General features: G+C 71.8%; 22 protein-coding genes and 1 tRNA gene. 12 read left to right on the top strand and 11 right to left on the bottom strand.

All coding sequences use genetic code 11. The features are described from left to right. Positions 1 to 6: 6 nt before the first annotated feature. Entirely contained in the window at positions 7 to 2,808 is a 2,802-nt protein-coding gene (locus R0145_RS16025; RefSeq protein WP_317837921.1) for a heavy metal translocating P-type ATPase, read from the bottom strand. A 205-nt stretch (positions 2,809 to 3,013) separates the two neighbouring features. Between R0145_RS16025 and R0145_RS16020 the strand changes: the two genes are divergently transcribed. From R0145_RS16020 to R0145_RS16010, 3 genes are all read left to right on the top strand, one after another. Beyond that, positions 3,014 to 3,481, top strand: a complete 468-nt coding sequence (locus R0145_RS16020; RefSeq protein ID WP_317837920.1) for a hypothetical protein — start codon at positions 3,014 to 3,016, stop codon at positions 3,479 to 3,481. A gap of 77 nt (positions 3,482 to 3,558) precedes the next feature. Then, the gene (locus R0145_RS16015) at positions 3,559 to 3,894 is read left to right on the top strand and encodes a DUF2933 domain-containing protein (protein ID WP_317837918.1); all 336 of its coding nucleotides are present in this window, start codon (positions 3,559 to 3,561) and stop codon (positions 3,892 to 3,894) included. 170 nt (positions 3,895 to 4,064) lie between these two features. Further along, positions 4,065 to 5,600: a multicopper oxidase family protein gene (locus tag R0145_RS16010; protein WP_317837916.1), complete on the top strand. Its 1,536-nt coding sequence runs from the start codon at positions 4,065 to 4,067 to the stop codon at positions 5,598 to 5,600. Between the two features lie 25 nt (positions 5,601 to 5,625). Here R0145_RS16010 and R0145_RS16005 read toward each other — a convergent pair whose 3' ends face one another. Together R0145_RS16005 and R0145_RS16000 are read right to left on the bottom strand one after the other, a co-directional pair. Beyond that, entirely contained in the window at positions 5,626 to 6,750 is a 1,125-nt protein-coding gene (locus R0145_RS16005; protein ID WP_317837914.1) for an ATP-binding protein, read from the bottom strand. Further along, a complete protein-coding gene (locus R0145_RS16000; protein ID WP_317837912.1) occupies positions 6,747 to 7,463 on the bottom strand; it encodes a response regulator transcription factor in 717 nt (238 codons plus the stop codon). Before R0145_RS16000 ends, R0145_RS16005 begins: the two co-directional genes overlap by 4 nt. A gap of 102 nt (positions 7,464 to 7,565) precedes the next feature. Here R0145_RS16000 and R0145_RS15995 point away from each other — a divergent pair, with 102 nt between their 5' ends. The 4 genes from R0145_RS15995 to R0145_RS15980 all read left to right on the top strand — a co-directional run bounded on the left by R0145_RS15995 (position 7,566) and on the right by R0145_RS15980 (position 9,924). After that, the gene (locus R0145_RS15995; RefSeq protein WP_317837910.1) at positions 7,566 to 7,868 is read left to right on the top strand and encodes a glutaredoxin; all 303 of its coding nucleotides are present in this window, start codon (positions 7,566 to 7,568) and stop codon (positions 7,866 to 7,868) included. A gap of 3 nt (positions 7,869 to 7,871) precedes the next feature. After that, complete coding sequence (locus tag R0145_RS15990) at positions 7,872 to 8,900, top strand: cytochrome c biogenesis CcdA family protein (RefSeq protein ID WP_317837908.1); 1,029 nt, start codon at positions 7,872 to 7,874, stop codon at positions 8,898 to 8,900. A 55-nt stretch (positions 8,901 to 8,955) separates the two neighbouring features. Further along, a complete protein-coding gene (locus tag R0145_RS15985; RefSeq protein WP_317837906.1) occupies positions 8,956 to 9,594 on the top strand; it encodes a peroxiredoxin family protein in 639 nt (212 codons plus the stop codon). Between the two features lie 256 nt (positions 9,595 to 9,850). Then, positions 9,851 to 9,924 (top strand) — tRNA-Gly (locus tag R0145_RS15980). Between the two features lie 98 nt (positions 9,925 to 10,022). On the opposite strand, the gene R0145_RS15975 is transcribed toward R0145_RS15980, so the two are convergent. From R0145_RS15975 to R0145_RS15960, 4 genes are all read right to left on the bottom strand, one after another. Further along, the gene (locus R0145_RS15975) at positions 10,023 to 10,646 is read right to left on the bottom strand and encodes a TetR/AcrR family transcriptional regulator C-terminal domain-containing protein (protein WP_317837904.1); all 624 of its coding nucleotides are present in this window, start codon (positions 10,644 to 10,646) and stop codon (positions 10,023 to 10,025) included. A 118-nt stretch (positions 10,647 to 10,764) separates the two neighbouring features. Continuing rightward, a complete protein-coding gene (locus R0145_RS15970; protein WP_317837902.1) occupies positions 10,765 to 11,628 on the bottom strand; it encodes a potassium channel family protein in 864 nt (287 codons plus the stop codon). A 61-nt stretch (positions 11,629 to 11,689) separates the two neighbouring features. Continuing rightward, a complete protein-coding gene (locus R0145_RS15965; protein WP_317837900.1) occupies positions 11,690 to 13,477 on the bottom strand; it encodes an ABC transporter ATP-binding protein in 1,788 nt (595 codons plus the stop codon). 178 nt (positions 13,478 to 13,655) lie between these two features. After that, complete coding sequence (locus R0145_RS15960) at positions 13,656 to 14,795, bottom strand: MFS transporter (protein WP_317837898.1); 1,140 nt, start codon at positions 14,793 to 14,795, stop codon at positions 13,656 to 13,658. A gap of 79 nt (positions 14,796 to 14,874) precedes the next feature. Here R0145_RS15960 and R0145_RS15955 point away from each other — a divergent pair, with 79 nt between their 5' ends. Both R0145_RS15955 and R0145_RS15950 read left to right on the top strand, forming a co-directional pair. Beyond that, positions 14,875 to 16,053: a Gfo/Idh/MocA family oxidoreductase gene (locus R0145_RS15955; protein WP_317837896.1), complete on the top strand. Its 1,179-nt coding sequence runs from the start codon at positions 14,875 to 14,877 to the stop codon at positions 16,051 to 16,053. Positions 16,054 to 16,573: 520 nt separating this feature from the next. Further along, positions 16,574 to 17,476: an AEC family transporter gene (locus tag R0145_RS15950; protein WP_317837894.1), complete on the top strand. Its 903-nt coding sequence runs from the start codon at positions 16,574 to 16,576 to the stop codon at positions 17,474 to 17,476. Positions 17,477 to 17,525: 49 nt separating this feature from the next. Here R0145_RS15950 and R0145_RS15945 read toward each other — a convergent pair whose 3' ends face one another. Further along, a complete protein-coding gene (locus tag R0145_RS15945; RefSeq protein WP_317837892.1) occupies positions 17,526 to 18,992 on the bottom strand; it encodes a carboxyl transferase domain-containing protein in 1,467 nt (488 codons plus the stop codon). Positions 18,993 to 19,237: 245 nt separating this feature from the next. Between R0145_RS15945 and modA the strand changes: the two genes are divergently transcribed. From modA to R0145_RS15930, 3 genes are read left to right on the top strand one after another with little or no spacing between them, the layout of a single operon-like run. After that, positions 19,238 to 20,071, top strand: coding sequence for a molybdate ABC transporter substrate-binding protein (gene modA, locus R0145_RS15940; RefSeq protein ID WP_317837890.1), 834 nt, complete (start codon positions 19,238 to 19,240; stop codon positions 20,069 to 20,071). Continuing rightward, a complete protein-coding gene (locus tag R0145_RS15935) occupies positions 20,068 to 20,865 on the top strand; it encodes an ABC transporter permease (RefSeq protein WP_317837888.1) in 798 nt (265 codons plus the stop codon). The genes modA and R0145_RS15935 overlap by 4 nt, the downstream gene beginning before the upstream one ends. Continuing rightward, on the top strand, positions 20,858 to 21,997 hold the full coding sequence (locus tag R0145_RS15930; RefSeq protein ID WP_317837887.1) for a sulfate/molybdate ABC transporter ATP-binding protein: 1,140 nt from the start codon (positions 20,858 to 20,860) through the stop codon (positions 21,995 to 21,997). The genes R0145_RS15935 and R0145_RS15930 overlap by 8 nt, the downstream gene beginning before the upstream one ends. Positions 21,998 to 22,044: 47 nt before the next feature. On the opposite strand, the gene R0145_RS15925 is transcribed toward R0145_RS15930, so the two are convergent. From R0145_RS15925 to R0145_RS15915, 3 genes are read right to left on the bottom strand one after another with little or no spacing between them, the layout of a single operon-like run. Further along, positions 22,045 to 22,935, bottom strand: a complete 891-nt coding sequence (locus R0145_RS15925; RefSeq protein ID WP_317837886.1) for an FAD:protein FMN transferase — start codon at positions 22,933 to 22,935, stop codon at positions 22,045 to 22,047. Next, entirely contained in the window at positions 22,935 to 23,561 is a 627-nt protein-coding gene (locus R0145_RS15920; protein ID WP_317837885.1) for an FMN-binding protein, read from the bottom strand. Before R0145_RS15920 ends, R0145_RS15925 begins: the two co-directional genes overlap by 1 nt. Positions 23,562 to 23,568: 7 nt before the next feature. Then, positions 23,569 to 25,146, bottom strand: a complete 1,578-nt coding sequence (locus tag R0145_RS15915; protein WP_317837883.1) for a ferredoxin reductase family protein — start codon at positions 25,144 to 25,146, stop codon at positions 23,569 to 23,571. Positions 25,147 to 25,399 lie beyond the last annotated feature (253 nt).

Raw genomic sequence — 25,399 nt, 5'->3', positions numbered from 1 at the left:
GCAACGTCAGTGCTGGTGTGCCGTCGCGGCCCCGCCGACGTACTTTCCGGGATCGGCGAGGAAAGCCTTGCGGCAGCCCGGCGAGCAGAAGTAGTAGGTCTGCCCGTCGTGCTCTGCGGAGCCGGCGGCGGTCGCGGGGTCGATGGTCATGCCACAGACGGGATCGGTGGTGGTCATGGCGTGGTGTCCTTCCATGTCGTGGTGCTGGTCGTGGTCGTGGTCGTGGTTGTCGGAACTGGTCTCATCCTGCCGCGCTGTCGGCGGTCCGATCGGGTCGGCGGGCGCCTGGCCGCCGACCTCGACCACGGGAGTGGTGGCCGGGACGGCCCCCGTGGCGAGCTTCGGGGGATGGTAGCCGCGGAGGCGGTTGGCATTGGTGACCACCGACAGTGAGGACAGGGCCATCGCCGCGGCGGCGATCATCGGGCTCAGCATGACTCCCGCGATCGGATAGAGGACGCCGGCGGCGATCGGGATGCCGATGGTGTTGTAGACGAGGGCGAAGCCGAGATTCTGCCGGATGTTGCGCATGGTGGCGCGGGACAGGTCGATCGCGGTGACCAGGCCGGACAGGGCTCCGGAGATCAGGGTGATGTCGGAGGATTCGATGGCGACGTCGGTGCCGGTGCCGATGGCGGACCCGACGTCTGCCTGGGCGAGGGCGGGGGCGTCATTGATGCCGTCACCGACCATGCCGACGACACGCCCCTCCGCCTGCAGGCGACGGACCTCGCCGGCCTTGTGCTCGGGCAGGACCTCCGCGACGACCCGGGTGATGCCGACCTGACCGGCGATCGAGGCCGCGGTGGCCCGGTTGTCGCCGGTCATCATCACCACCTCGATGCCGCGCTGTCGCAGCGCGGTGATCGCGTCGGCTGCCCCCTCCTTGACGGTGTCGGCCACGCCGATGACGCCCGCGGGCCGGCCGGCCAGGGCGACGAGCATCGGGCTCTTGCCCTGCGCGGCCAGTCGCTCCGCCTCCGCCGACAGTGGGCCAGGGTCGATCCCGGTCCCGGAGAGCAGCCGGGCGTTGCCGACGAGCACCTCGGTGCCGTCGGTCAGGGCGCGGACGCCCTGTCCGGTGATCGAGTCGAAGCCGGCGACCGGCCCGGGGGCGATCCCGCGGGCCCGGGCGCCGGCCACGATCGCCGCGGCGAGCGGGTGCTCGGAGGACTGCTCGACGGCCGCGACGGCCGACAGCAGGGCCTCCTCGGCGTACGGCCCGATCGGGATCACGTCGGTCAGGGTGGGGGTGCCGTTGGTGATGGTGCCGGTCTTGTCGAGCACGATGGTGTCGAGGCGGTGGGCGGTCTCCAGGGCCTCGGCCGAGCGGATCAGGATGCCGTGTTGGGCGGCCTTGCCGGTGCCGGTGGTGATCGACAGCGGCGTGGCCAGGCCGAGGGCGCACGGGCAGGCGATGATCAGCACCGAGACCGACGCGACCAAGGCGAACACGAAGGTCGGCGGCGGGCCGATCAGCAACCAGATCACGAACGTCCAGATCGCGATCAGCACGACCGCCGGCACGAAGTAGCTCGATGCCTTGTCGGCCAGACGCTGGATGGGGGCCTTGGATCCCTGGGCCTGGCGGACCATGGCGATGATCTGCGCCAGCAGGGTGTCGGCGCCGACCTTCGTGGCCCGGTAGCTGAAGCTGCCGGTGCCGTTGAGGGTGGCCCCGATGACGGTGTCACGGGTGCGCTTGGTCACCGGGATCGGTTCGCCGGTGACCATCGACTCGTCGACCGCGGAGGATCCGTCGATGACCTCGCCGTCAACAGGCAACTTCTCGCCGGGACGGACGATCACGATGTCGCCGGCCACGACCTGCTCGATCGGCAGGTCGCGCTCTGCCCCGTCGCGGACGACATGCGCGGTGTGCGGCTGCAGGCCGATCAGCGCGCGGATGGCTTCTCCGGTGCCGGCCTTCGCCCGGGCCTCAAGCAGCCGGCCGAGCAGGATCAGGGTCAGGATCACCCCGACCGCCTCGTAGTAGACCTGCTGCAGGTCGGCGGGCAGTACCGCGGGGACGACGGTGACGACGAGGCTGTAGCCGAAGGCAGCGGTGGTGCCGATGGTGATCAGGGCGTTCATCTCGGCCGAACGGTGGGCCAGTGACAACCAGCCGGTCTTGTGAATCGGCCAGCCGGTGTAGACCATCACCGGCGCGATCAGAGCCAGCTGCAGCCAGTGGTTCATCAGGACCGGGGGGACCCAGGCCACCCGGAAGAGCTCCGTGGCCATCACGGCGAACAGGACGGGAGTGGTGAGCACGGCGCCGACGATCATCCGACGGGTGAGGTCGTGGATCTCGGCGCGTCGTTCGGCCATCTCCGCCTGTTCGGCGGCGGCCGCGTCGCCCGGGGAAGGGGCCGCGGTGGGCTGTTCGGTGTGTTCCGTGCTCGGCGAGGTACCGGGCGCTTCGTCCGCGCCGTTGTCGAGGACATCCAGCCGGCCGTGGATCATGTTCATGCCGCAGGCGAACTCGTAGCGTCCCGCCTGCGACGGGGTGAACTCGACCGCGGTGGTGGCGTACGCCGGCAGGGCCTGATTGATCCCGAAGTCCGGGAACACCACGTGCGAGGTGCACTCGCCGGTCTCCCGCCGGTCGAACATGATGCGGACCGGCAGCCCCTTACGGAGCTGGATGGTGTCGGGCGAGTATCCGCCCTGCACCTTGACGTCGACGACCTGTACGCCGTCGGCCAGCTGGGCGGCTCGGGACCGCCGCGGAGCGAAGAAGAACCAGATCGCCCCGACGGTCAGGGCGAGCGCCGCGAGGATTGTGACGATGGACAGTGCGTTCATCGCGCGCCTCCTTTCTGACTTCATATACCCCCTAGGGGTATGTATTCGACTGTAGTCACCCGCCGGCCCGCAGACCACCGGGCGCCGTCAAGTTCGGATCAAGATCTCGTTCTGGCGCAACCGCCATCGGCGACTCGGCGGTGGTTCAGGGATTCTTGACGGAGCCTTGTCCTTTCCGCGGGGATCAGCCGGGCAGGCTCGAGCCATGGCAACCTTCAACGGCCCCGAGGAGGCAGACCGTGCGGTCCGGCAGGTCCACGACCCGGAAGGCCGCCGCCGCAGTCCTACCGCTGAGGCTCCGGGCCGAGCTGGTCCGCGCCGCAGGGGCCCACTGGCCGTCTTCACCGGGGCGCTGGGCGCCGTCGCCGGCGCGGCACCTCACGTGCTGCACCACGTCGCTCCGCTGCTGGGCGCCGCCCTGATCGCCGGTGCGGGCGGGACCATCCTCTTCGCGGCGTTGGGGTTCGCGGCGAGTGCCCCCTTTCTGTTACGGCTGCGCCGACGGTTCGGCACCTGGTGGGCCCCCATGGTCGCCACGGTCAGCTACGCGGCGATGTTCACCGCATCCACGCTCTGGCTCGCCCCGTTGATCAGCAACGCGGTCCGCCCTGACCCTGCCCCACCTGCTCCTGCGGTGACCCAAACCGACCACGCCGCGCACCACCCGTCCTGACGGACTCCGTTCGCGCCTCGCCTCCGTTCGCGCCTTGCTTCATTCCAACGTCCCTCTCTCACCCATCAGGAGAACCCATGTCCCACCCCGTCCAGACCGTCCGTCCGACCAAGGCTGCCCAGGACCGCGATGCCGTGACGCACGTCGCCTCGCAGGACCAGTACGCATGCCACGACGCCGCGCCTGATCACACCGCGCCTGATCGGCGCCGTCCGGCCCACCAGGGCCATGGCGGACACCTGTGGATGATGCTCGTGATGTGCGTGCCGGTGGTCGGAGTGTCCGGTTACCTCATCCTGTTCCGAGGGGCCGGTCTCGGCACGCTGGTGCCGGCTCTGCTGTGCGTCGGCATGATGCTGTTCATGCACCTGGGCATGGGTGGACACGGTGGGCACGGTGGTGGCCGGGACTGACCCGTCGACTTGACCGGATCTTTGTGCCACTCTGAGCCTCTTCGCGGGGCATCGACGGTCGACTGGCTGGCATGCACGACGCGGTGGAACGCCGGAATGGGCCTGCAGCACTGGCCTGATCCCCTTCGACTACCGCGTCACCGGACCGACCCCGTACCCCGGAAGGCACCATGACCCGACCTCACCTGTCCCGCCGCAACCTGCTGCTCGCCGGCCTCGGCCTGGCCGGCACCGGGGGCCTCGCCGCCTGCGCCCGTATCACCCCGACGGGCGGAGCCGGCACGATCGGCCCGGTCCCGAGTGCCTCGCCCACGCCCGGTCAGCGGCTGGTGACCGCGTCGCTGACTCCCCGACCGACGACGCTCGACCTCGCCGGCACCACGGTGCAGACCTGGGCGTATGGCGACACGGTGCCCGGACAGACGATCCGGGCGACCGCCGGTGACTTCCTGCGCGTCACCGTGGACAACCGCCTGCCCACCGACACATCGGTGCACTGGCACGGCGTACGGGTCAGCAACGCCGCCGACGGCGTGCCCGGGGTCACCCAGGACCCGATCAGGCCCGGGACGCAGTATCTCTACGAGTTCACCGCTCCCGATCCGGGCACCTACTTCTTCCACCCGCACTCCGGGGTCCAGCTCGACCGCGGCCTCTATGCCCCGCTCATCATCGACGATCCGGCCGAGCCGGGGGCGTACGACGCGGAGTGGATCGTCGTGCTGGACGACTGGATCGACGGCACCGGGACCACTCCCGATGATGTGCTGAAGAAGCTGATCGACGGCGGCGGCTCAATGGGCGGGATGACCGGGAACGGGGGGATGGGCCACGGTTCGATGGGCGGGGGAGCCTCGACCGGGACTTCCTCGACCGGGACGGGTTCGTCCGGGGGGATGGCGATGGGCCCCGCGCCGTGGGGAGACTCCGGCGACGTCACCTACCCGCACTTCCTGATCAACGGCCGGGTCCCGGCCGATCCGGCCGTCTTCACCGCAAAGCCGGGCCAGAAGATCCGGATCCGGTTCATCAACGCCGCCTCCGACACGATCTTCAGCGTCGCCCTCGGCGGCCACCGGATGACCATCACCCACGCCGACGGACACGCCGTACGGCCCACCGAGACCGGCGCCTTCTATCTGGGGATGGGGGAGCGCTACGACGCCGTCGTCACCCTCAATGACGGCGCCTTTCCGCTGGTCGCCGCGCCGTTCAGCAAGACCGGCCAGGCGATGGCGGTCGTCCGCACCGGCGCCGGCGCCGCTCCCGCCGCCGACGTGCGGCCCGCTGAGCTGAACGGGCAGGTGCTGATCGGCTCGACGCTGCAGTCCGCCGACGCCGCACGGCTGCCGCAGCGGACCCCGGACACCACGCTCGACCTGGTCCTCGGCGGGCAGATGCAGCCCTACCAGTGGACCATCAACGGCGCCTCGTTCGGCAAGAACACCCCGTTGACCGCGACGGCGGGCCAGCGGCTGCGGATCCGGGTGGCCAACCAGACGATGATGACCCATCCGCTGCATCTGCACGGGCCGGCATTCGCGCTGGCCGACAGCGGCCTGCGCAAGGACACCGTGCTGCTGGCGCCGATGGAGTCCCGTGTCATCGACCTGGACCCCGACCCCGGCCAGTGGGCGGTGCACTGCCACAACATCTACCACGCCGAGGCCGGGATGATGATCCTGCTCAACGCCACCCCGCGGTGACCCTCGTGGCCGGCCGCAGCAGTGCTCAGCCTGTGGGGCGCTGCTCGAGCGGGAGGGTGAGCGTGAAGGTCGAGCCCAACCCCGGTCCGGGGCTGGTCGCCGTCAGGGTGCCGCCGTGTGCTTCGGCGAGCGCCCTGGCGATCGTGAGCCCGATGCCGGAGCCGGCCTTGTCGCGCTCCCTGGCGGTCTCGCCACGGTAGAAGCGCTCGAAGATGTGCGACAACTGCTCGTCGCTCATCCCTTCGCCGGTGTCGGTGACCCGGATGGTTGCCCTCCGACGCTGGAGAGCCGCCGTGATGGTGACCGTGCCGCCACGCGGGGTGTGCCGCAGCGCGTTGCCCAGCAGGTTGCCGAGGACCTGCGAGATCCGTTGCGGGTCGACTCTCACCTCCGTGTCCACCACCTGCCGGGTGAGTTGCACGCCGTCGGCGTCGTAGCGCTGCCGGACTTGGCCGACAGCCGCGTCGATGAGGGCGGCCAGGCTCTGGATGCTCGGGTCCAGGCTCACCCGGCCCTCCTCCGCCCGCGACACATCGTCGAGGTCACGAGCCAGCCGGCTCAGCCGTTCGGCCTGGTGCTCCAGGATCGCCCGGGTCGAGTCGTCCCACGGTGTGACGCCGTCGGCGATCGCTTCCAGGTAGGCGTTCAGCGTGGCGACCGGGGTGCGCATCTCGTGCGCGAGGTCGGCCAGCAGCCGTCGGCGAGTCTCCTCCACGGTGCCGAGTCGTGCGGCCATCCGGTTGAAGGAGTCCCCGAGGGTGGCGAGCTCCGAGCCCGGCCCGGTGACGGACACCCGGGTGCCGTAGTCGCCGGCACTCATTCGTAGGGCGGCATCGGTGAGAGTGCCGACCGGGGTCCTGATCCGTCGGGTGACGTACCAAGCGACCGCTAGCGAGAGCACCAGGGCGACGACCAGGCCCACCCCGAGCGAGACCAGGCCGGCATCCGTGAAGGCGCGCTCGATGTGGGGCATCTCCGGCGAATCTGCGAGGTGACCGCTCTCCATGAGGTGGATGTGGAAGAGCGGCGGGCCGACAATCACCGCCACCACGCCCACGGTGAGGACGCTCGCCAGGTGGGCGAGGGCCTGCGACACGAAGAGCCGCGCCCCCAGCCCCCAGCCGGCGGTCGTAGGGCTGTCGCGGTTCATCCCCTGCCCATCCGGTAGCCGACGCCACGTACGGTCAGGACGTAGTGGGGAGCGCCGGGATCATCGCCCAGCTTGCGCCGCAGATTGGCGATGTGGACATCGACCACGTGCTCGTCACCGACCCATGCTTCGCCCCAGACCTCGTCCATCAGCTGGCGACGACTCAAGGCGAACCGGGGTCGTCTCGAGATGGCGTCCAGGATGTCGAACTCGGTCCGGGTGAGCTGGACTGGGGTCTGCCTGATCCACACCTCGTGCCCGTTCGGGTCGATCCGCAGGTCGCCGAACTCACGGATCGGTTCGCCCTCGACGTCGGTGTCACCCGCTGTCCGGCGGGGACGTCGCAACACGGTCCGGACCCGGGCCACGAGTTCGCGATTGCTGAACGGTTTGGTGATGTAGTCGTCCGCGCCCACCGACAGTCCGATCAGCCTGTCCACCTCGTCGCCACGCGCGGTGAGCATCAGGATGTAGCAGTCCGAGAAGGTCCGGATCCGCCGGCACACCTCCACCCCGTCCAGCCCGGGCAGGCCGAGATCGAGGACGACCACGTCCGGGTCATCCCGCTCGGCGGCCGATACCGCCGCCGGGCCGGTGTGCTCCTGCAGGACCTGGAAGCCCGCCTGCTCGAGGTAGGAGGCGATCACGCTCGCGAGCGCCTTCTCGTCGTCCACGACCAGGACGCGCGGGGCTCCGACTTCTGGGTCAGCCATGCCCGCCAGTATGCCCCGGCGTGTCCCGGCCTCGATGGCCACGACTCTTGACCAGGTCTTGACCGTTTCCCGGGCCGGTCTGGACATCGCCGCGGGAGGGTCATGACCGTGATGGAAGACGAGCGTGGATCGGCATCCGGCGCGCCGGTGGTGACGATGGTGACCGCCGAGGCCTGCCACTTCTGTGCCGAGGCCGAGATTGTCCTGGCCGAACTCGGCCGCGAGTTCTCCTTGGTCGTGGAGCGGGTCGACGCGCGGTCCAGGGAGGGGCGAGCGCTGCTCCAGGAGCTACGGGCGCCGATGACCCCGCTGGTGCTGCTCGACGGGACGTACGTCGGCTCCGGCCGGCTCTCGCGCCGCCGGCTGCGCCGACTGCTGCGCACCCAGGCGCGGAAAGCGGCCTGACGAATGGGGGATCTGCTCACCACCGGCTCGGTGCTGGCGGCATTCTTCGCCGGTGGGGTGGCGCTCTTCGCGCCCTGTTGCATCGTCTTCCTGGCACCCAGCTACCTGGCGGCGGCGGCAAAGAACCGTCGGTGGCGGCTGCTGCCGCTGACCTTCGTCTTCACCGCCGGCCTCGGGCTGGTGATGCTGCCACTGACTCTGGGCATGGGGCTGCTGTCGGGCGCGATCGCGCACTACCACCGGGTGCTCTACTGGGCCGGCGGCCTGCTGATGATCCTGCTGGCCGTCTGGTCGCTGACCGGGCGAATGTGGTCCCTCCCGTCGATCCTGCGCGCCCCCGACACCCGGCGCGGCGACTCGGCGAGTTTCTTCTCCCTCGGGGTGTTCTCCGGGGTCGCCTCCGCCTGCTGCGCCCCGGTCCTCGCCGGGGTGATGACACTGTCGGCGCTGTCCGCCAGCCCGATCGGCGGTCTGGCGCTGGGCCTGGCGTACGTCTTCGGGATGGTCTTCCCGCTGTTCGTGATGGCCCTGCTCTGGGACCGGCTCCGGCTCGGGGAGCGGACCTTTCTGCGGGCCCGGCCGGTGACGATCCGGCTCGGACGACGGCGCATCCACACCAATGCGGTGAACATCCTGGTGGCGATCGCCTTCGCGGTGATGGGCGGCTTCGTGATCCAGCTGGCCAACAGCGGCACCATGACGCAGGGCCCCGGCTTCCAGGTCGCCATCGGCGAGGGTGTCGCCGCGATGTTCCGCCGGATCGAGATCTGGGCCCAGCCGGTCCCGGAGGCCGTGCTCGGCCTCGGCCTGCTCGCCCTCGTCGCGATCTTCGTCATCGCCACGCTGCGGGATCGGCGCCCGAGCCCGGTGCCTGGCCCGTACGACGGGGACGCGTACGACAGCAACAGGTCGGACGGGGACGCGCCCGACGGGGACGTTCCCGCGGGAACGTCCGGAGGTCGACCGCCGCGTGGATCCGCCGCGTCGTCCACCTCGGCCGGCGCGCGCTCCAGCGGGCCCCCCTGCCACTGACATCGCCCGGCCTTCCGGCACGGACAACCCGACTCGTATGACGAGGTGTGACCACATGAGCACGAAGACCCGCACGTCCCCGACGCCGACCTCCCACCAGGCGCAGGCGCGCCAGAAGCTGGCCGCGTTGGAGCGCCGCGATGCCCGCCGGCACCGCAACCGGCTGATCGCCTGGGGCATCGGCATCGTGGTGGCGGTCGCTCTGGTGGTGGCCGGCATCCTCACCAGCCTGCCGACCCGCTCCGACGGGGCGCATCAGGCGCCGGACTTCACCCTGACCGACACCGCGGGCGTGACCCATCGGCTGTCGGACCTGCGCGGCAAGAACGTCGTGCTGTACTTCAGCGAGGGCGCCGGCTGCCAGATCTGCATCGCCCAGATGGGTGAGATCGAGAAGCGTCAGGCTGACTTCGCGGCCGCCGACGTCGTGGTGCTGCCGATCGTGATGAACTCCCGCGACCAGATCCTCGCCGACATGGCGGCGAACAAGGTGACGACGCCGTTCCTGCTGGACGACGGGACGGTCTCGAAGGCGTACGACACCCTCGGCAAGGGCATGCACCAAGGGCTGCCCGGCCACAGCTTCGTGCTGATCGACGCGGCGGGGCAGCAGCGGTGGTACGGCGAGTACCCGTCGATGTGGCTGTCGCCGGACGACCTGCTGAAGGAGATCAAGAACCATCTGGTCGGCTGAGGCGACCGCAACACGCCGGGGCATAGCGGGTTGGTCCCTGGCGGTGAGCTGATCCTGACAACTCAGCTCGAGGCCCCGGCGCCTCAGCCAGTGAGAACCGCGCCATTGCGCCGATCTGGCCGACCCGCGCCACCTCCGCGAGGGGTGAGCGGTCAGGATCGGCTTACGCCCACCGCCGACTCACCCTCGCGCGAACGCCGATCCGCCTCCGAGATGCAACTCGTGTCGGAGGCTGCTAAGCTGTCCGGGCAGTTCCGCGGATGTAGTTTAATGGTAGAACATCAGCTTCCCAAGCTGAGAACGCGGGTTCGATTCCCGTCATCCGCTCCACGTCGCCCGGCTCGTCGAGAGCCGGGCGATTCTCGTTCTCCCGCCCGGTGGGCCGTACGGTGGGCGCTCGCCCGGGCGTCCACCGCTGCTCCGGACGTTCAGGCGTCTTCGCCGTCCCGCAGCCGGCCCAACCCGTCGAGGATGAGGTCGAGACCGTCGTCGAACTGGTCGCCGAAGTCGTAATCGGGCCGGGCCACCTGGTCGGTGGCGAATTCCGTCAGATAGGGGTAGTCCTCGGGCCGGACACCGGCGAGGATCGCCCCGGAGACCTCGACCGCGGTGTCGCCGCCGTCGAACGGCAGCGAGGCCTCCTGCAGGGCGAAGCCGTACACGTACGCGTCGAGCACGGCGTACGCCCGGGCGGTCTGCTCCAGGGTGAAGCCCCCGTTGCGGAGGACGCCGAGCACGGCGTCGTGGTGGCGCAGGGTGGCCGGCCCGGGACTGGTCCGGGTCTCCAGCAGCGCCAGCGCCCAGGGGTGGCGAGCCAGCACCGCCCGGGCCGACTCCGATCGCCGTCGGAGCTGCTCCCGCCACGGGCCCGTGACGTCCGGCAGGTCGATCTCGGCGAACACGATGTCGATGATGCCGTCGAGCAGATCTTCCTTGCCGTGGAGATAGTGGTAGAGCGACATCGCCTGCACTCCGAGCCGTTGGCCCAACGAGCGCATCGTCAGGCCAGCGAGGCCGGCGTCGTCGGCGATCGCCACGGCGGCCTGCAGCACCCGGTCCCTGCTCAGCGGTGGCGTTGTGTTCCCTCGGTGCCCAAGAGGCCCCGCAGTGGTCATCGTCCGACCCGGCCCGCGGCTCTTGCATGGTGGTCGACTGCATGGTGGTCGACGATCACGCAACGTCGCCCGGGCGGAGCGGCGGCGTTCCCGCTCGGTGTGAGGGGCGCTCATCGGGGGCGGGCATCGGTGCTCGGAGACGTTCCCGCGGGAACGCACCGGCCGCCGGCGCGGCCTCGATGGTGCGGGTGGGGTCGGCGGGATCGCTGTCCGCTGCCGCGTGCAGGGCGCGGGTCAGTTCGTCGACCTGGGCCTGCAGCCGGGCGATCTGCTGCAGAGTGTCAGCCTCGGGTTCGTCGGTCTCCCTGACCCGCTCGACCATCCAGGAGGCGACCGTCGCGGTGACCGTGCTGAGCACGCCGATCCCGCCGATCATCATCAGGATGGCGACCAGCCGCCCGGTGGCTGTGGTCGGGTAGGTGTCGCCGTACCCGACCGTCGTCATGGTGGTCATCGCCCACCAGATCGCATCCGGGAAGTCCCGGATCGTCGCGGTCGGACTCTGTCGCTCGGCCTGCAGCTCCGCGAGTGCCCCCACGAGAGCCAGCAGGGCGCCGGCGCCCACGACATACGTCACGACCTTGCCGCGCAGCCCGCTGGAGGCCTTGCGGTCCAGGAACTTGAGCACCGTGACCAGCCGCAGCAGCCGTAGGGGGCGCAGCACGGGGAGGGCGATGACAGGGATGTCGAGCCAGTTCCGGCGCAGGAACTCACGCCGCTGTCGGGCAAGGGCCAGCCGGATCACGAAGTCCGCCACGAACGCGGCCCAGATCCCCCAGGTCACCCAGTCGTCGATCACCCGGGCGAGCACCGGAACGTCCGGCCAGATGATCGGGACGGCATATCCGGCGAGGAAGATCACCGCAGCGATCGTCAGCGGGCCCCCGGTCGCCGCCTCCCAACGCTCCGCCCTCGTCACAGAATGATCGTACGACCGGGCGGGCGGAGACGTTCCCGCGGGACCACGCCGGCCGAACGGCTCAGGCGATGCCGGCCACCGCCAACGCGGTGCGGTAGAACTCGTTGTCGGAGCGCAGTGCCGCCGGGGTGTCGAGGGCGGTCATCCGCCCTCCCTCGATGACCATGATCCGGTCGCAGATGTCGAGGGTCGACATCCGGTGGGCGATGATCACCACGGTCAGCTGGCCGTGCAGGTCGGCGAGGGTGGTGCGGATCAGGGACTCGCTCATCCCGTCGAGCGCGGAGGTCGGCTCGTCGAGGATCAGCAGCTCGGGCTTGCCGACCAGCGCCCGGGCGATCGACAGCCGCTGGCGCTGACCGCCGGAGAGCTGGCTGCCGCGTTCGCCCAGATGGGTATCGAAGCCCTGCGGCAGTGCCTCGATGTCGTCGAGGATGTTGGCCTGGCGGGCGGCGGTGCGCAGCTCGGCCGCACCGATGCCGTCCCGGAAGAACCGGATGTTCTCGGCGACCGTGCCGGTGAAGAGCCGGGCGTCCTGGGCGACGAACGCGACCCGTTCGCTCCACCACTGCCGGTCGATGTCCGCCAGCGGCACCCCGGCGGCATGGAGTGTGCCGCTCGTCGGCGGCCGTAGGCCCAGCAACAGTTGGGCGAGGGTCGACTTGCCGGCGCCCGAGGGGCCGATCACGCCGAGTGCCTCTCCCGGAGCCAGCCGGAAGGTGACGTCCGCCAGGGCGGTCCGGTCCGGGGTGTACGCGTACGAGACGTCCTCGGCCTCGAACGGGACCACCCCGTCGGGGCGGACGTCGCCGCCCGGCGCCGGGGACTCGGCGTAGCCCTTCACCACCTCGTCGACCCACTCCAGGAAGGGCAGGAACCCGGCGATCGAGGCCGAGGCGTTGGACAGCTGCTGGCCGTAGCTGAGCGAGCGCAGCATCAGCAGCATCACTGCGCCGATCACCGCCAGGTCGCGGAAGCCGACCAGGGACAGCACCGCCAGACCGGCCAGCACCGCCCCGTACGCCAGGGAGGTGTAGATCTGCGGCTGTGCGCCCTGGAGCACCTGGGTGCGCCGTTGCGTCAGCGTCGACTCCTCGGTCAGCTCGTCGATCCGGGCCGCGAAGGCGCCCTGGGCACCGTAGGTCTGCATCTCCAGCCCGAGGGCACCGAGCTCGGAGACGGCGTTGGCGAAGTCGAGGCCGGCCCGGGCATTCTTGGCGGATCGTCGGCGGATGGCGCGGCGCATCGGGGACAGCACGCTGCCGACCAGGCCGAGGGCGAACAGCACGGCCGCGGTGGACAGCGGGTCGACCGCGACGCCCGCGGTGAGGAAGGCGACCAGGCTCAGTGACGCGGTGATCGCGGTGGCGAGGACGGACACCGCCTGGGTGATCCGGCTGACGAACGAGGTGAGCAGCTCCTGGAGCCGCCCCGCCGGCTCGGTCTGCTGGACCGACCAGCTGGTGTGCAGGAACGCGTGGGAGAGTCGCTGGCGCTGCTCGGTCGACACCACCGCGGTCAGCGCGGCCGAGAGCTGCACGGCGATCAGGCTGAGGACGACCCGCAGCACCAGGCTGCCCGAGGCGACCACGAGGGCGGTGTCCATCGGCAGGTACCGGCCGTACGCCGGGCCGACGACGCCCTGCCCTCCGACCAGCGCCATCCCGATGCCGGTGAGCAGCACGATGAACAGCGCCTCGAGCAGCGCGCTGGCGAAGGACGCGAGGGACAGCAGGGCGATCCGCGCCTTGTGCGGGGCGAGGAGCGACCTCATCACGCTCCACCCGCCCCGGGCGGTAGGTGCACCCTGGTCGCCGCTGCCGCCGGGCTTCCTGCCGAACAGCGTCATGCCGTCACCGTCCCAGCGGTGGCCTCGCGCCGGGCGCGCCGGGGCTGGGCGGGCGCGGTCACTCGCCTCGGATCGGCCGGGGGGACGCTGAAGATCATGGGGTCGATTCTGCCTCACCGCTCCGACACTGATTGTCGACGGCCCGACCACGGTCGAGGGCCGGGCGCGATCCGCACCGTCAGGCCTGCCGGGGGCGGCCGATCCTCCGATCGGTGAGGAACGGCAGGCCCAGCGCGGCGCAGCCGGCCATCAGGCCGAAGACGAGCAGTGTCGAGGTGTTCCACAGCAGCCCGGCGACCGCCGTCATGGCGGCGGTGCCCAGGCCTGTCGCCAGCGCGGTCATCATGCCCTGCACCGCGCCGGTCGACTCGGCCGGCACCTCGTCGTTGAGGAAGCGTACGAAGCCCACCTGGGCCACCGCGAAGGTGGCGCCGTGCAGCGGCTGGGAGAGCGCGGCGACCCACAGGCTGCCGGTGAACCCGAGGACCAGCCAGCGGACGACTGCGGCGAGCAGGGCGATCACCATCATCGCCCGCACCGACAGCCGGCGCTCGAAGTGTGGCGCCACCGACAGGACGGCGATCTCCCCGAGCGGGGCCAGCACGATCAGCGCGCTGACCAGCCCGGGGGAGGCGCCCAGGTCGGCGAACCGGACGGCGCCGAAGGTGTAGTACGCGGCGTGGGACGACTGCAGGAAGATCATCACCAGCATCACCACGACCACGCTCCGGCGGCGGAACAGGGCGGACCAGTCCCGGCCGGATCCGGCGCGTTGCCGGGCCACCTCGGGATGGCCGGTGGGTGCCAGCCCCAACAGTCCGAGCAGCACACAGGCGCCGATGAAGAGCCCCAGCAGGGCCTCGGTGCCCCACCCGGTCTGCACCGCGCCGGCCGCGAACGTCCCGGCGACGAAACCGATCGACCCGAGCCTCCGGGTCGGGCCGTACGACAGCAGCCGGCGGGCCGCCGCCAGGGTGGTCATCGTCTCCAGGCCCGGCAACAGCACGGGGTAGGTGACGCCCAGCGCGACGGAGGCGATCATCACCAGCGCCACCGAACCGTGGCCGAGGAACAATGCTGCGCAGGCGACCGAGACCCACGGCAGCACCCGGAGGATCGTCCGCAGGCCGGCGAAGCGGTTCGCCAGCGGGAAGAGCACGGCGACCGCGATGCTGCGGGAGACCAGGCCGGCGGTCACACTGAGGCCGGCAATCTCCGGGGAGATCCCGCGCCCGATCAGGAACACCGCCCAATACGAGGTGTAGACCGCCCACGACGCCAGGAACACGAACATCTGGGCGCCGATCCACGTCTTCACCCGGCAGAGTCTGTCACCCGCCAGAGTCCAGCAGGGGCCGCCCCTCGACCGCCGCGGGCCGGCGGCCCAGAATGGGCCCATGTCCCCGCGTGAGTCCGCCCCCGCCCCGACCGTCACCGCTGCCCGGGCCACCCCTCCCGGGGGCGGCTCTGTTCCGGCTTTCGCCGCCGGCACCGTGCCCGACGCGACACTTGCCACCTCTCCGGCTTCGGCCTCCACCCCTGGATCCGCACCGGCGCTGCGGGTCGGCCTGGCCGGGTACGCCTCGGCCAGCTGGCTGCACGTCGGGCCGATCGTGGCCGCCGGCGGGGTGGTGTCCGCGGTGGCGACCCGCAATCCCGAGCGGCGCGCCCAGGCCCTGGCCGACACCCCCGGCGTACGCCTCGTCGACGACCTCGACGCGCTGCTGAGGCTGCCCGACCTGGATCTCGTCGTGCTCAGCACCCCCACCGGCCGGCACTACGACCATGCCCTGCAGGTGATCGCCGCGGGCCTGCCGGTCGTGGTCGAGAAGCCGCTGGGGGTCGACCTGGCCGAGGTACGTGAGGTGGTCCGAGCCGCCCGGTCGGCGGGGGTGCCGCTCACCGTGTTCCTGCAGCGCCGCTGGGACCAGTCCCACCTGATCGCCCGCCGGCTCGCCACCGAGGGGGTGCTCGGCGACCTGTGGCGGCTGGAGTACCGCTGGGAGCGCTGGCGCCCGGAGCCGAAGCATCGCTGGCGCGAGGACACCCCCGCCTCCGGTGGCGGCGGGCAACTGCTCGACCTCGGACCCCACATGGTCGACCTGGCGGTCCAGCTGTTCGGGCCGGTCACGTCCGTCTATGCGGAGATGGCCGCGCACTGTCAGGTCTCCGACGACGACACGCACCTGGCCCTGCACCACGTCGACGGGCGGGTGAGCCATCTCGACATCGGCTCGCTGGTCGCCGCGCCGGGGCCCCGGCTGCGGCTGATCGGCAGCACCGGAACGTACGTCTACGACGACTTCACCGACGACGGCAAGGTGGTGCCGACCTATCCCGACCTGGCCGACGCGCCCGGCGCGTGCGGTTGGCTCTACCGCGGGCCGCAGCAGCGTGAGCCGGTCGCCCGGGTGGCCGGGGAGTGGGCCGACTTCTACCGGCAGCTGTTCGAGGATCTGCGCGGGCCCGATCCGCTGGGCCGGCTGCCGGTGCCGCCGGACGATGTCGTGCACATCGCCGAGATCCTCGATGCGGCACAGCGCAGCGCCGCGACCGGGCAGGTCGTGGCGGTGTGAGGAGTCGTGGCGCTGTGAGGAGTGGGAGTGACCTCAGGACGGGCGCGTCGAGTCGTCAGGTCTGTTCTCGAGCGCAGCTTTCAACCCCTTGGTGACACTTTCCCGGTGTGTGGCAGCACGCCGGGTCCGGGGGATCGACCTCGGTCCCGCGGATCGGCGCGGATCGGCGTGGTCGGATCGCGACGAGACGGACGAGCAGGTCTCCGGACGCTGTCACCAGGGGGATGAAGACTCGATTCGAGAAACACACCTGGATTCCGGACAACACCCACTTCAGCCGCCGGTGTCCGTGTCCATGTGCGCAGCGCGGGTGGACGCAGCGCGGGTGGACACTGTGCGGCGAGACGCCTGGCGGTGTGGGGGCTGCAGCACGCGTGGGCGGGCCAGGTGGGCCGGTGGTGTGGGCGGAACGTGGGCCAGCTGATCGTCACGCCCTCGCCGGGCCCGTAGGATCGCGTCGGCGGACCCTCATCCGTACCATCCCATCCGACCCCACCCCGTACCGTCGCCAGGAGGTCCCGTGCTCGCCGCTCTGCTCCAGGTCATCCTGCCGGTGGCGATCGTGGCGGTGGTGGGCATGGTGTTGGCCCGGAGGTTCGTCCTGGACCCGGACACCATCGGCAAGATCAATCTCTACGGGTTGACCGCGCCGCTGGCGTTCGACTCGCTGATGAAGACCAAGGTCACCCTCGGGGAGGGGCTCGTCCTCGGCGGCGCGCTGCTGCTGGTGTCGGCGCTCGGGGCGCTGCTCGCCTGGGTGGTCACCCTGCGCGCCCCGCGGTCGACCCAGGCCGGGGTGGTCGGGGCGGTGGTCCTGGGCAACAACGGCAACTTCGGTCTGCCGATCGCCCTGTTGGCGCTCGGTCAGGTCGGGATGGACCAGGCGATGATCCTCTTCGTGGTCTCGCTGGTGGTGATGTTCACCGTGGGACCGATCCTGATGGGCTCCGGGGGCGGTCTGCTGTCCGGGCTGAGGACCTTCGCCGCCCTGCCGGTGACCTGGGCGATGGCGCTGGCCGGCCTGCTGCGGCTGCTGGGCTGGCAGCTGCCGATCGGGGTCTCCCGCGGGATCGAACTGCTCGCCGCGGCGGCCGTCCCGATGGTCCTGCTCGCGCTCGGGGTTCAGCTCACCCAGTCCCGTCGGCTGCAGCTCACCGCTCCGGTGCTCACTGCTGTCGGGATGCGGGTGGTCGCCTTCCCGCTCCTCGCCCTCGGGGTGGCCCGGCTGCTGCGGATGGATGCGATGTCGACCAGCAGCCTGGTGCTGGCCTGCGCGATGCCGACCGCGGTCAACGCGTTCATGCTGGCCCGGGAGTACGGCTCGGATCCGGAGACCGCGGCGAGTGCGGTCGCGCTCAGCACCCTGCTCAGTGTCGGGTCGCTGACCTTCGTGATCTCGGTGCTGCCCGCCTCGATCGTCTGAGCCCGGTCGTCCGGCCCGGTGCGGATCGGCGGCGCGGATGGTCTCAGGCTCAGGGCTTCACCCCGGCCTTCCAGTGGTCCTTCTGCGCGGCCACCTCGCGCAGTTCCTCGGTGATCGCCTCGACCGCGCGCCGGGCGAACTCCGCGGGCTCCGTCGCCGGATCGGCCGGTTCGGCGACGATCCGATGGATGATCCCGTCCTCGAGCAGCTCCTGGGCCCCGACCCGCTGCAGCTCGGACAGTTCCTTGGCGTGCGAGCCGTCCTTGTAGACGATCGCGCTGGCTCCCTCGGGGGGCAGCGGGGAGAGCCAGCCGTGTTCCATCGCGATCATCCGGTCCGCGGGCAGCATCGCCAGCGCGCCGCCACCGGTGCCCTGGCCGAGGATCATCGACACCGAGGGGACGGTGGTCCGGGCCAGCCAGGCGAGGGTACGGGAGATCTCGCCGGCCAGGCCGCCCTCCTCCGCCTCCGGGGACAGGTCGGCGCCAGGGGTGTCGACGACGGTGACCAGCGGCAGGCCGAGCATCTCGGCCAGCCGGATGCCGCGTTGGGCGGCGCGCAGGCCGGCCGGACCGAGCGGGCCGCCGGTCATCTGGATCCGCCGGTCCTGGCCGACGATGACGCACGGCAGACCGTCGAGGCGCGCCACCGCCAGCAGCATGCCGGGGCCGTTCTCGGCGCCGGTGCCGGACAGTGTCAGTACGTCGGTCGCGCCGTACCGCAGCAGCTCGCGGATGCCCGGCCGGTCGGCGCGGCGGGTGATCTCGATGGAGTCCCAGACCGAGCCCTCCCGGGGCGGCAGCGGCTCCGGGGTGCCCTTCTCGCGAGGCGCGCCGAGGTCGACCGGGGTGAGCACCCGCAGGGCGGTGGCGGCGAGCGACCGCAGCTCCTCCGGCCGGGCGATGGCATCGATGATGCCGTGGTCGACGAGGTTCTCCGCGACCTGGACCCCCTCGGGGAACGGCTGGTTGTTGAGCACCTCGTAGACGCGTGGGCCGAGGAAGCCGAGCATCGCCTCCGGTTCGGCGACGGTGATGTGTCCCAGTGACCCCCAGGAGGCGAACACCCCGCCGGTCGTGGGGTGGCGCTGGTAGACGATGTACGGCAGGCCGGCGTCCTTGTGGGCGATGATCGCCCGGGAGATCGACACCATCCGGACGAAGGCCGGGGTGCCCTCCTGCATCCGGGTGCCGCCCGAGGAGGTCGAGGCGATCAGCGGCAGTTGCTCCGCCGTCGCCCGGCGGATCGCGGCCTCGATCCGGACCGAGGTGTCCCGGCCGATGGAGCCGCCGAGGAACCGGAAGTCGCCGACGATGTAGGCCATCGGGCGGCCCTCGATGGTGGCCCTGCCGGTGATCACGGCCTCGTCGATGCCCGACTTCTCCCGGGCGGCGAGGACCTGGTCACGGTAGTCGGGCGGGTATCCGGTGATGTCGATCGGCTTGTCCCAGCACTCCTGGGAGCCCGGATCGGCCACGAGGTCGACGAGTTCCTGCGCACGCCATCGTTTCGCCATGGCGAAAGTGTCGCAGAGCGGTGGGGTCGTGTCGGGGCATCGGTCGGCCCGGGCCGGCGTACGGCACGTCGATCGGCGCGGCCCACGCCGACAGGCGCCGCCCCGGACCGCGGGTCGCAGAGAATAAGCAGAACGGCGGAGGACCGGCGGGCCCACGCCGACAGGCGGCACGTCGGCGACCGACGGAAACGAGAAGGTAGCCGGTGTGCGAGTGGATGGAACGGCGTGTGTGATTAGGTACCGGCATGTCAGTACGCAGACCGCGCGAACGCTCCGTCCGGCCCCGTCCTCTCCATGTCCGCCTCGCGGCGCTGGTCGCGGCAGGCACCTTCGCCGTCGCCGCCCTGGCGGGCTGTTCCGGGGCTGGCAGCCCGACGCCGGGCGCCACGGCCGCGCCGGTCACCCTCACCGTCTTCGCCGCGGCCTCGCTGGCGGGGCCGTTCGACGAGATCGGCACCGCCTTCGGTGCGGCCCATCCCGGCGTCACCGTTCGCTACAGCTACGGCGGATCGTCCGACCTGGTCAGCCAGCTGGCCTCCGGCGCGCCGGCCGACGTGCTGGCCACCGCCGACGAACGGACCATGCAGCAGGCCAAGGACAAGTCCCTGGTGCCGGAATCGGCGCTGTTCGCCACCAACCAGCTGGCCATCCTGGTCGCCCCGAAGAACCCGCTGGGCATCACCGGTGCCAAGGACCTCACCCGCTCGGACCTGAAGCTCGTGGTGTGCGCCCCCCAGGTGCCCTGCGGTGCGGCCACCGATCGGACCATGCAGGCCGCCGGGATCACCCTCAAGCCGGTCAGCGAGGAGTCCAACGTCACCGACGCCGCCGGCAAGGTCACCTCCGGTCAGGCCGACGCCGCCGTGGTCTACACCACCGACGTGGCCAAGGCCGAGGCCGCCGGCACCGGCACCGGCGTCCCGCTGGGCGTCGACCAGACCCCCAACCGCTACCCGATCGGTGTCACGGCGACCGGGGCGTCCGGCCCGAACGCGGCGACCGCCGAGGCGTACGTGGCGTACGTGACCGGTGCGGAGGGACAGGCGGTGCTGGCCAGGGCCGGCTTCGGCAAGCCGTGAGCCGTGAACCCCGCTACGCCGTGCCCGGCTGGCTGTGGATCCCCGCGGCCGCCGGGCTGCTCTTCCTCGCCCTGCCGCTCGCGGCGATGGTCGTCGGCACCGACTGGCGCCACTTCGGGGCCCTGGTCACCTCCCCGTCGGCCCGGATCGCGCTCTGGCTGTCGCTGCGCACCGCCGCCGCGGCGACCGTGCTCAGCCTGGTCTTCGGCACCCCGTTGGCCGTGGTGCTGGCCCGGGCCCGGCCACGCGGCCACCGCCAGCTGCGGGCCCTGGTGATGCTGCCGCTGGTGCTGCCGCCGGTCGTCGGCGGCCTGGCCCTGCTGCTCACCTACGGCCGGACCGGCCTGCTCGGCCGGTGGCTGGAGGTCGCCGGGGTGCACATCGCCTTCACCACCACCGCGGTCGTCCTCGCCCAGACCTTCGTCGCGATGCCGTTCCTGGTGATCTCGCTGGAGGGGGCGCTGCGCTCCGGCACCGGGGCGTACGAACGGGTCGCGGCCACCCTCGGTGCCCCACCCGGGCTGGTGCTGCGCCGGATCACCCTGCCGCTCGTCGCGCCGGGCCTGGTCTCCGGGACGGTGCTGGCGTTCGCCCGAGCGCTGGGCGAGTTCGGCGCGACGCTGACCTTCGCCGGCTCGTTGCAGGGCACCACCCGGACCCTGCCGCTGGAGGTCTACCTACAGCGCGAGGTCGATCCGGCCGCCGCCGTGGCCCTGTCGCTGGTGCTCGTCGCCGTCGGGGCGCTCGTCGTGCTGACCGTCGGCTCCCGGACACTGGGCGGTGACCATGGCTGACGTACGACTCGACGTCACCCTGGCCTCCCGTCACCTGGCGGTGGGCCTGGAGGTGCCGGACGGCGAGGTGGTCGCCGTCCTCGGCCCCAACGGGGCGGGGAAGTCCACCCTGCTGGGGCTGCTTGCCGGCACCCTGACACCGACCTCCGGCCGGGTGCTGGTCGGCGGGCGGGATGTCACCCGGTTGCCGCCGCACCGGCGCCGGGTGGCGCTGCTCGCCCAGCAGCCGCTGCTCTTCCCGCACCTGAGCGTGCTGGAGAACGTCGCCTTCGCCCCGCGCGCGGCGGGGCTCGGCCGGGCCGCCGCCCGCGCCCTGGCCCGGGAACGGCTCGAGGTGGTGGGCATGGCCGGCTTCGCCGACCGGCGTCCGGGACAGCTGTCGGGCGGTCAGGCCCAGCGGGTGGCGATCGCCCGGGCGTTGGCCGCCGATCCGCAGGTGCTGCTGCTCGACGAACCCTTCGCCGCCCTCGACGTCGCGGTCGCCCCGCAGCTGCGCGGCGTGCTGCGGGAGGTCCTCGAGGGCCGGACCGCGCTGATCGTGACCCACGACCTGGTCGACGTCGTCACCCTGGCCGGCCGCACTGTGGTGCTGGACGGTGGCCGGGTGGTGGAGGATCGCAGTGTCCGTGCGCTGGTGGAGAGCCCGCGCAGCCGGTTCGCCGCCGACCTGGCCGGCCGGGTGCTCCTGGCGGGGACGGTGGCCGCCGGGACGGGGATGGTCCGCCGCGCTGACGGGGTGGTGCTGCAGACGGCGTTGGGCCCGGTCGCCGGGCTGTGGCAGGACGACACCGCCGCCGGACCCGGAGCCCGTGCCTTGGCTCTGGTGGATCCGGCGGCGGTGAGCCTCCATCGTGAGGCCCCGGACGGGAGCCCCCGCAACTGTTGGCCGGTCGAGGTCGAAGGGATGGAACCTCGGGGCGGACAGCTGCGGGTGGTGGCCCGTGGTGTGACTTCTTCGGGGCCCCACGACGGGGGGATCCGCGGTGCGGTGGACGCCCAGGAAGGGGGACAGGACGTACGCCTCGCCGCGGACATCACCCCCGCGGCGGCCGCCGAGTTGGCGGTCGCGCCGGGGCGACGCTTGTGGTTCGTGGTCAAGGCCCAGCAGGTGCGGGTGTACCGCGGGCACTGACCGGTGGAAGGGACAGGGGAACGACAGGGAGGGGACAGGGGGCCGGCTCAGCCGGCCCGACGCATCCGGTCGCCGACCCAGGAGGTCGACCACGCGGTGTCGGCGGGCGCCGGATCGACGACGTACGCCCGGCAGCCGCGTTCGGAGGCCGCCCAGATCGCACCGTTGCGACCAGCGACGATGAGGGCGGTGGACAGGATCTCGGCCAGGCCGGCGTTGAGCGCGACCACGGTCGCGGACCGGGCGCCGTGGGCGGGGCCGTGGGTGTGCGGGTCGACGATGTGGTCGCCGCGTTCGTACGCCCCGGAGGTGGCGATCGCCCCGTCCTCCAGTTCCTCGACCCGGACGATCGCCTCCGGATCGTCGGGGTGGCGGATGCCGATCCGCCACGGCTGCCCGGGGACCGGGTGACCGCGGGTGACGATGTCCCCGCCGGCGTTGACGCAGACGTTGTCGAAGCCACGCTCGACCAGCAGGTCGGCGACCAGTTCGGCCGCCCAGCCCTTGACATAGCCGGACGGGTCGAAGCCGCCGGACACCGCCCACGGGTCGAAGCTGCCCCCGGTGACCTCGCGGCCCCAGCGGCAGGCGGCGATCACCTCCATCAGCGCGGCATGGTCGGGGTCGGCGGCCCGGAGGTCGGCCTCGGCGAGACGACCGGAACGCAGCGCACTGACCAGCGAGGTCTCCCGGTAGCTGGAGAAGACCTCGTCGACCCAGTGCATCAGGTCGACGGCCTGGTGGATCGTCGCCTCCAGTTCCTCGTCGGAGGGCCAGGCCCGGGCGCCCTCGACCAGGTCGACCACCACCACCGTCCCCCACATCTCCTGCAGGTGGGTGTAGTGGCGGGCGTCGGAGCGGCGCCGCGTCACCTCGGGACGGCGGGCGGCGTCCGAGCGGGGCGCGGGGGTGTCGGGGGTGGGGTCGGCGTCGGACATCACAGACCTGCCTTCTTGATCGCTGACTCGAGGGACGTACGGAAGCCTTCGGTGGTGTACGTGGCGCCGGAGACACCGTCGACGGTGGCCGACTGGGCGGCCATCGCCTGTTCGACGAGCAGCGGCGCGGCGTAGCTGTTGATCCGGTAGGAGTGGCCGTCACTCAGCGGGAGCTGGGTCCACTGGATGCCGGTGATCGTGGTGCCGGAGACGGTGATGGAGACCTGCATGGGGCCGTACGGCGACTGGTACGCCGACCCGGTGTAGCCGGTGCCGGTCGCCGACGAGCCGCTCGACCCGGAGCTGGTCGAGCCGGATCCGGTGGACCCCGAACTCGTGGATCCCGACCCGGTGGACCCGGTGCCTGTCGAGCCGCCGCTCTCGCCGACGTCGTCGGACTCGCCCTCCTCCGATCCGTGCCGCCCCCTGCCCTGGCCGGGGACGGCCGGCTGGCCGGGCTGCTGGGCGGACGAGCCGGAGCCGGACTGGGCGGTGCCGGTGCCGGGGAGCTGGCTGGTGCCGCTGCCGGCGGTGAGGGCGGAGCGGGTCGGGCTGAGGACCAACACGCCGGCCACTCCGGCGACGGTGGCCCCGGTGACGAGGACGGTGGTGATCGCGGACTTCATCGCTGCCTCACAGGTCGAAGATCTCGTGATGGATGTTCTCGGGACGGGCGCCCAGGGCCCGGGCCGACCGGACCACCTGGCGGTTCAGGGCCGCCGGGCCGCAGACGTAGACCTGGGCGTCGTCGAGCCGGCCGACGGTGGCCCGGAGGTGCTCGGGGCTCAGCGGGTAGGCGCGGCGGTGGCCGGGCATCAGGTGCACCCGGACGTGCGGCCGGGTCTGCAGGCCCCACAGCTCGTCGCGGTGCGGCATCAGGTCCATCGACCCGGCCCGGTAGATGATGTCCAGCGGTGCCTCTCCGGCCACCCGGTCGGCCAGCGCGGCCACCGGGCCGACCCCCACGCCACCGGCGATGAGCACCGTACGGCGGGTCCGGTCCTCGGGATCGGGGGCGACCCGGCCGGGGGTGATCGCCCCGTACGGTCCCTCGACCAGCACCCGGGTGCCGACCCGCAGGCCGGCCATCGACGACGATGCGTCACCGAGCGCCTTGACGGTGAGCCGCATCATGTCGCCGCGGATCGCCGAGATCGAGTACGGGTGCGCCTCGTAGCCCAGCCCGGGGTGCAGGAAGCGCCAGTTGAAGAACTGCCCCTCCTGGGCGCCGAGCAGCGGCAGCTCCCGGCCGCGGACCCACACGCTCACCACGTCGGGCGCCTCGGGGACGACCGCGGCGACCCGCAGCCCGTGCCGCAGCGAGCGGTAGAGCGGCAGCGCCACCCGGTAGCCGATGATCGTGCCGAACACGGCGACGTACAGGGCCACCCACAGCGCCCGCGACCAGCCGGAGAGGAACGGGCCGCCGGCGGTGATCTGGTGGGCGAACGCCAGCGCGATGCCGAGGTAGGTGTAGAGGTGCACGGTCCACCAGGTCTCGTGCTTGAGGGTGCGGCGGACCCGCTTCCAGGACGTGTAACCGGCGGCGATGATCGCCAGTGTCCCGGCCAGCGCCGGCAGGATCCACGGGGTGGTGCGGGTGAGGTCCCACAGCTCGGCGAACCAGTTGCGCTGGGCGTCCATCCCGTAGCTGAGCACCACCAGGACGATGTGGACGAAGACCAGCCACATCGCCCAGGGCGCGATCCGCTTGTGCCAGGTGACCAGGTGGTCCTGGCCGATCGCCCTCTCCAGCACCGGCAGCCGGGCGATCAGCAGCAGCAGGATCAGGACGCCGTACGTGCCGATCGAGGCGGCCAGCACGGAGACCACATAGATCAGGTTGGACAGCGTGCCGGTGAGTGGCAGCACCGCCTGGATGGTCAGGCCCAGCACCACCCCGCCGATCGCGCCGACCGCGGCGAGGAACCAGGTGGCCACCCGGCCGTTCGCGTTGTCCTGTTCGGCCGCGACCTTCAGTGGCGTACGCCGGGGGCGGGTGGGACGGGGGAAGGGCGCCTGCGGTTGCCCGACCGAGCGGCGCGGCAGGGTGCTGGTCGCGGGGGCCGGAGTGGTCTGTGCGTGGGTGCCCGGCACCGTCGTGGTGTCGGCACTGCCGCCGACGCCGGTGTTGCCGGGGGCGGCGATCGTGTCCGCGCCGGCGGTGCCGGGGGCGGCCATCATGCTCGTACGGTACGTGGGCTCCTGCATGACTCCACAGGACCGCCGGAAGCTGTGCCCGATCTGTGTCCGTCCCCCCGCGGTTCTTGTGAAGCGCCGACCGGGGTCCCCGACCCGGGCCGGGGGCATCCCTGAACGGTCCCCGGGGAGTGCCGCACGGCGCCGCGACCGGCGGATCGGCGCCACCGGCGACCTTAGACTGGGCCCCACCCGCGTGCGCGGGACCGGACCACGGTCGGGCGCAGCGGGGCGCGGAACCTGTGCCGCAGGGAGCAACGGCGCC

It is taken from the genome of Raineyella sp. W15-4 (assembly GCF_033170155.1).
GTDB lineage: Bacteria > Actinomycetota > Actinomycetes > Propionibacteriales > Propionibacteriaceae > Raineyella.
Note: the sequence above shows the minus strand (reverse complement) of the source record. Positions and strands in the feature narration are given on the sequence as shown.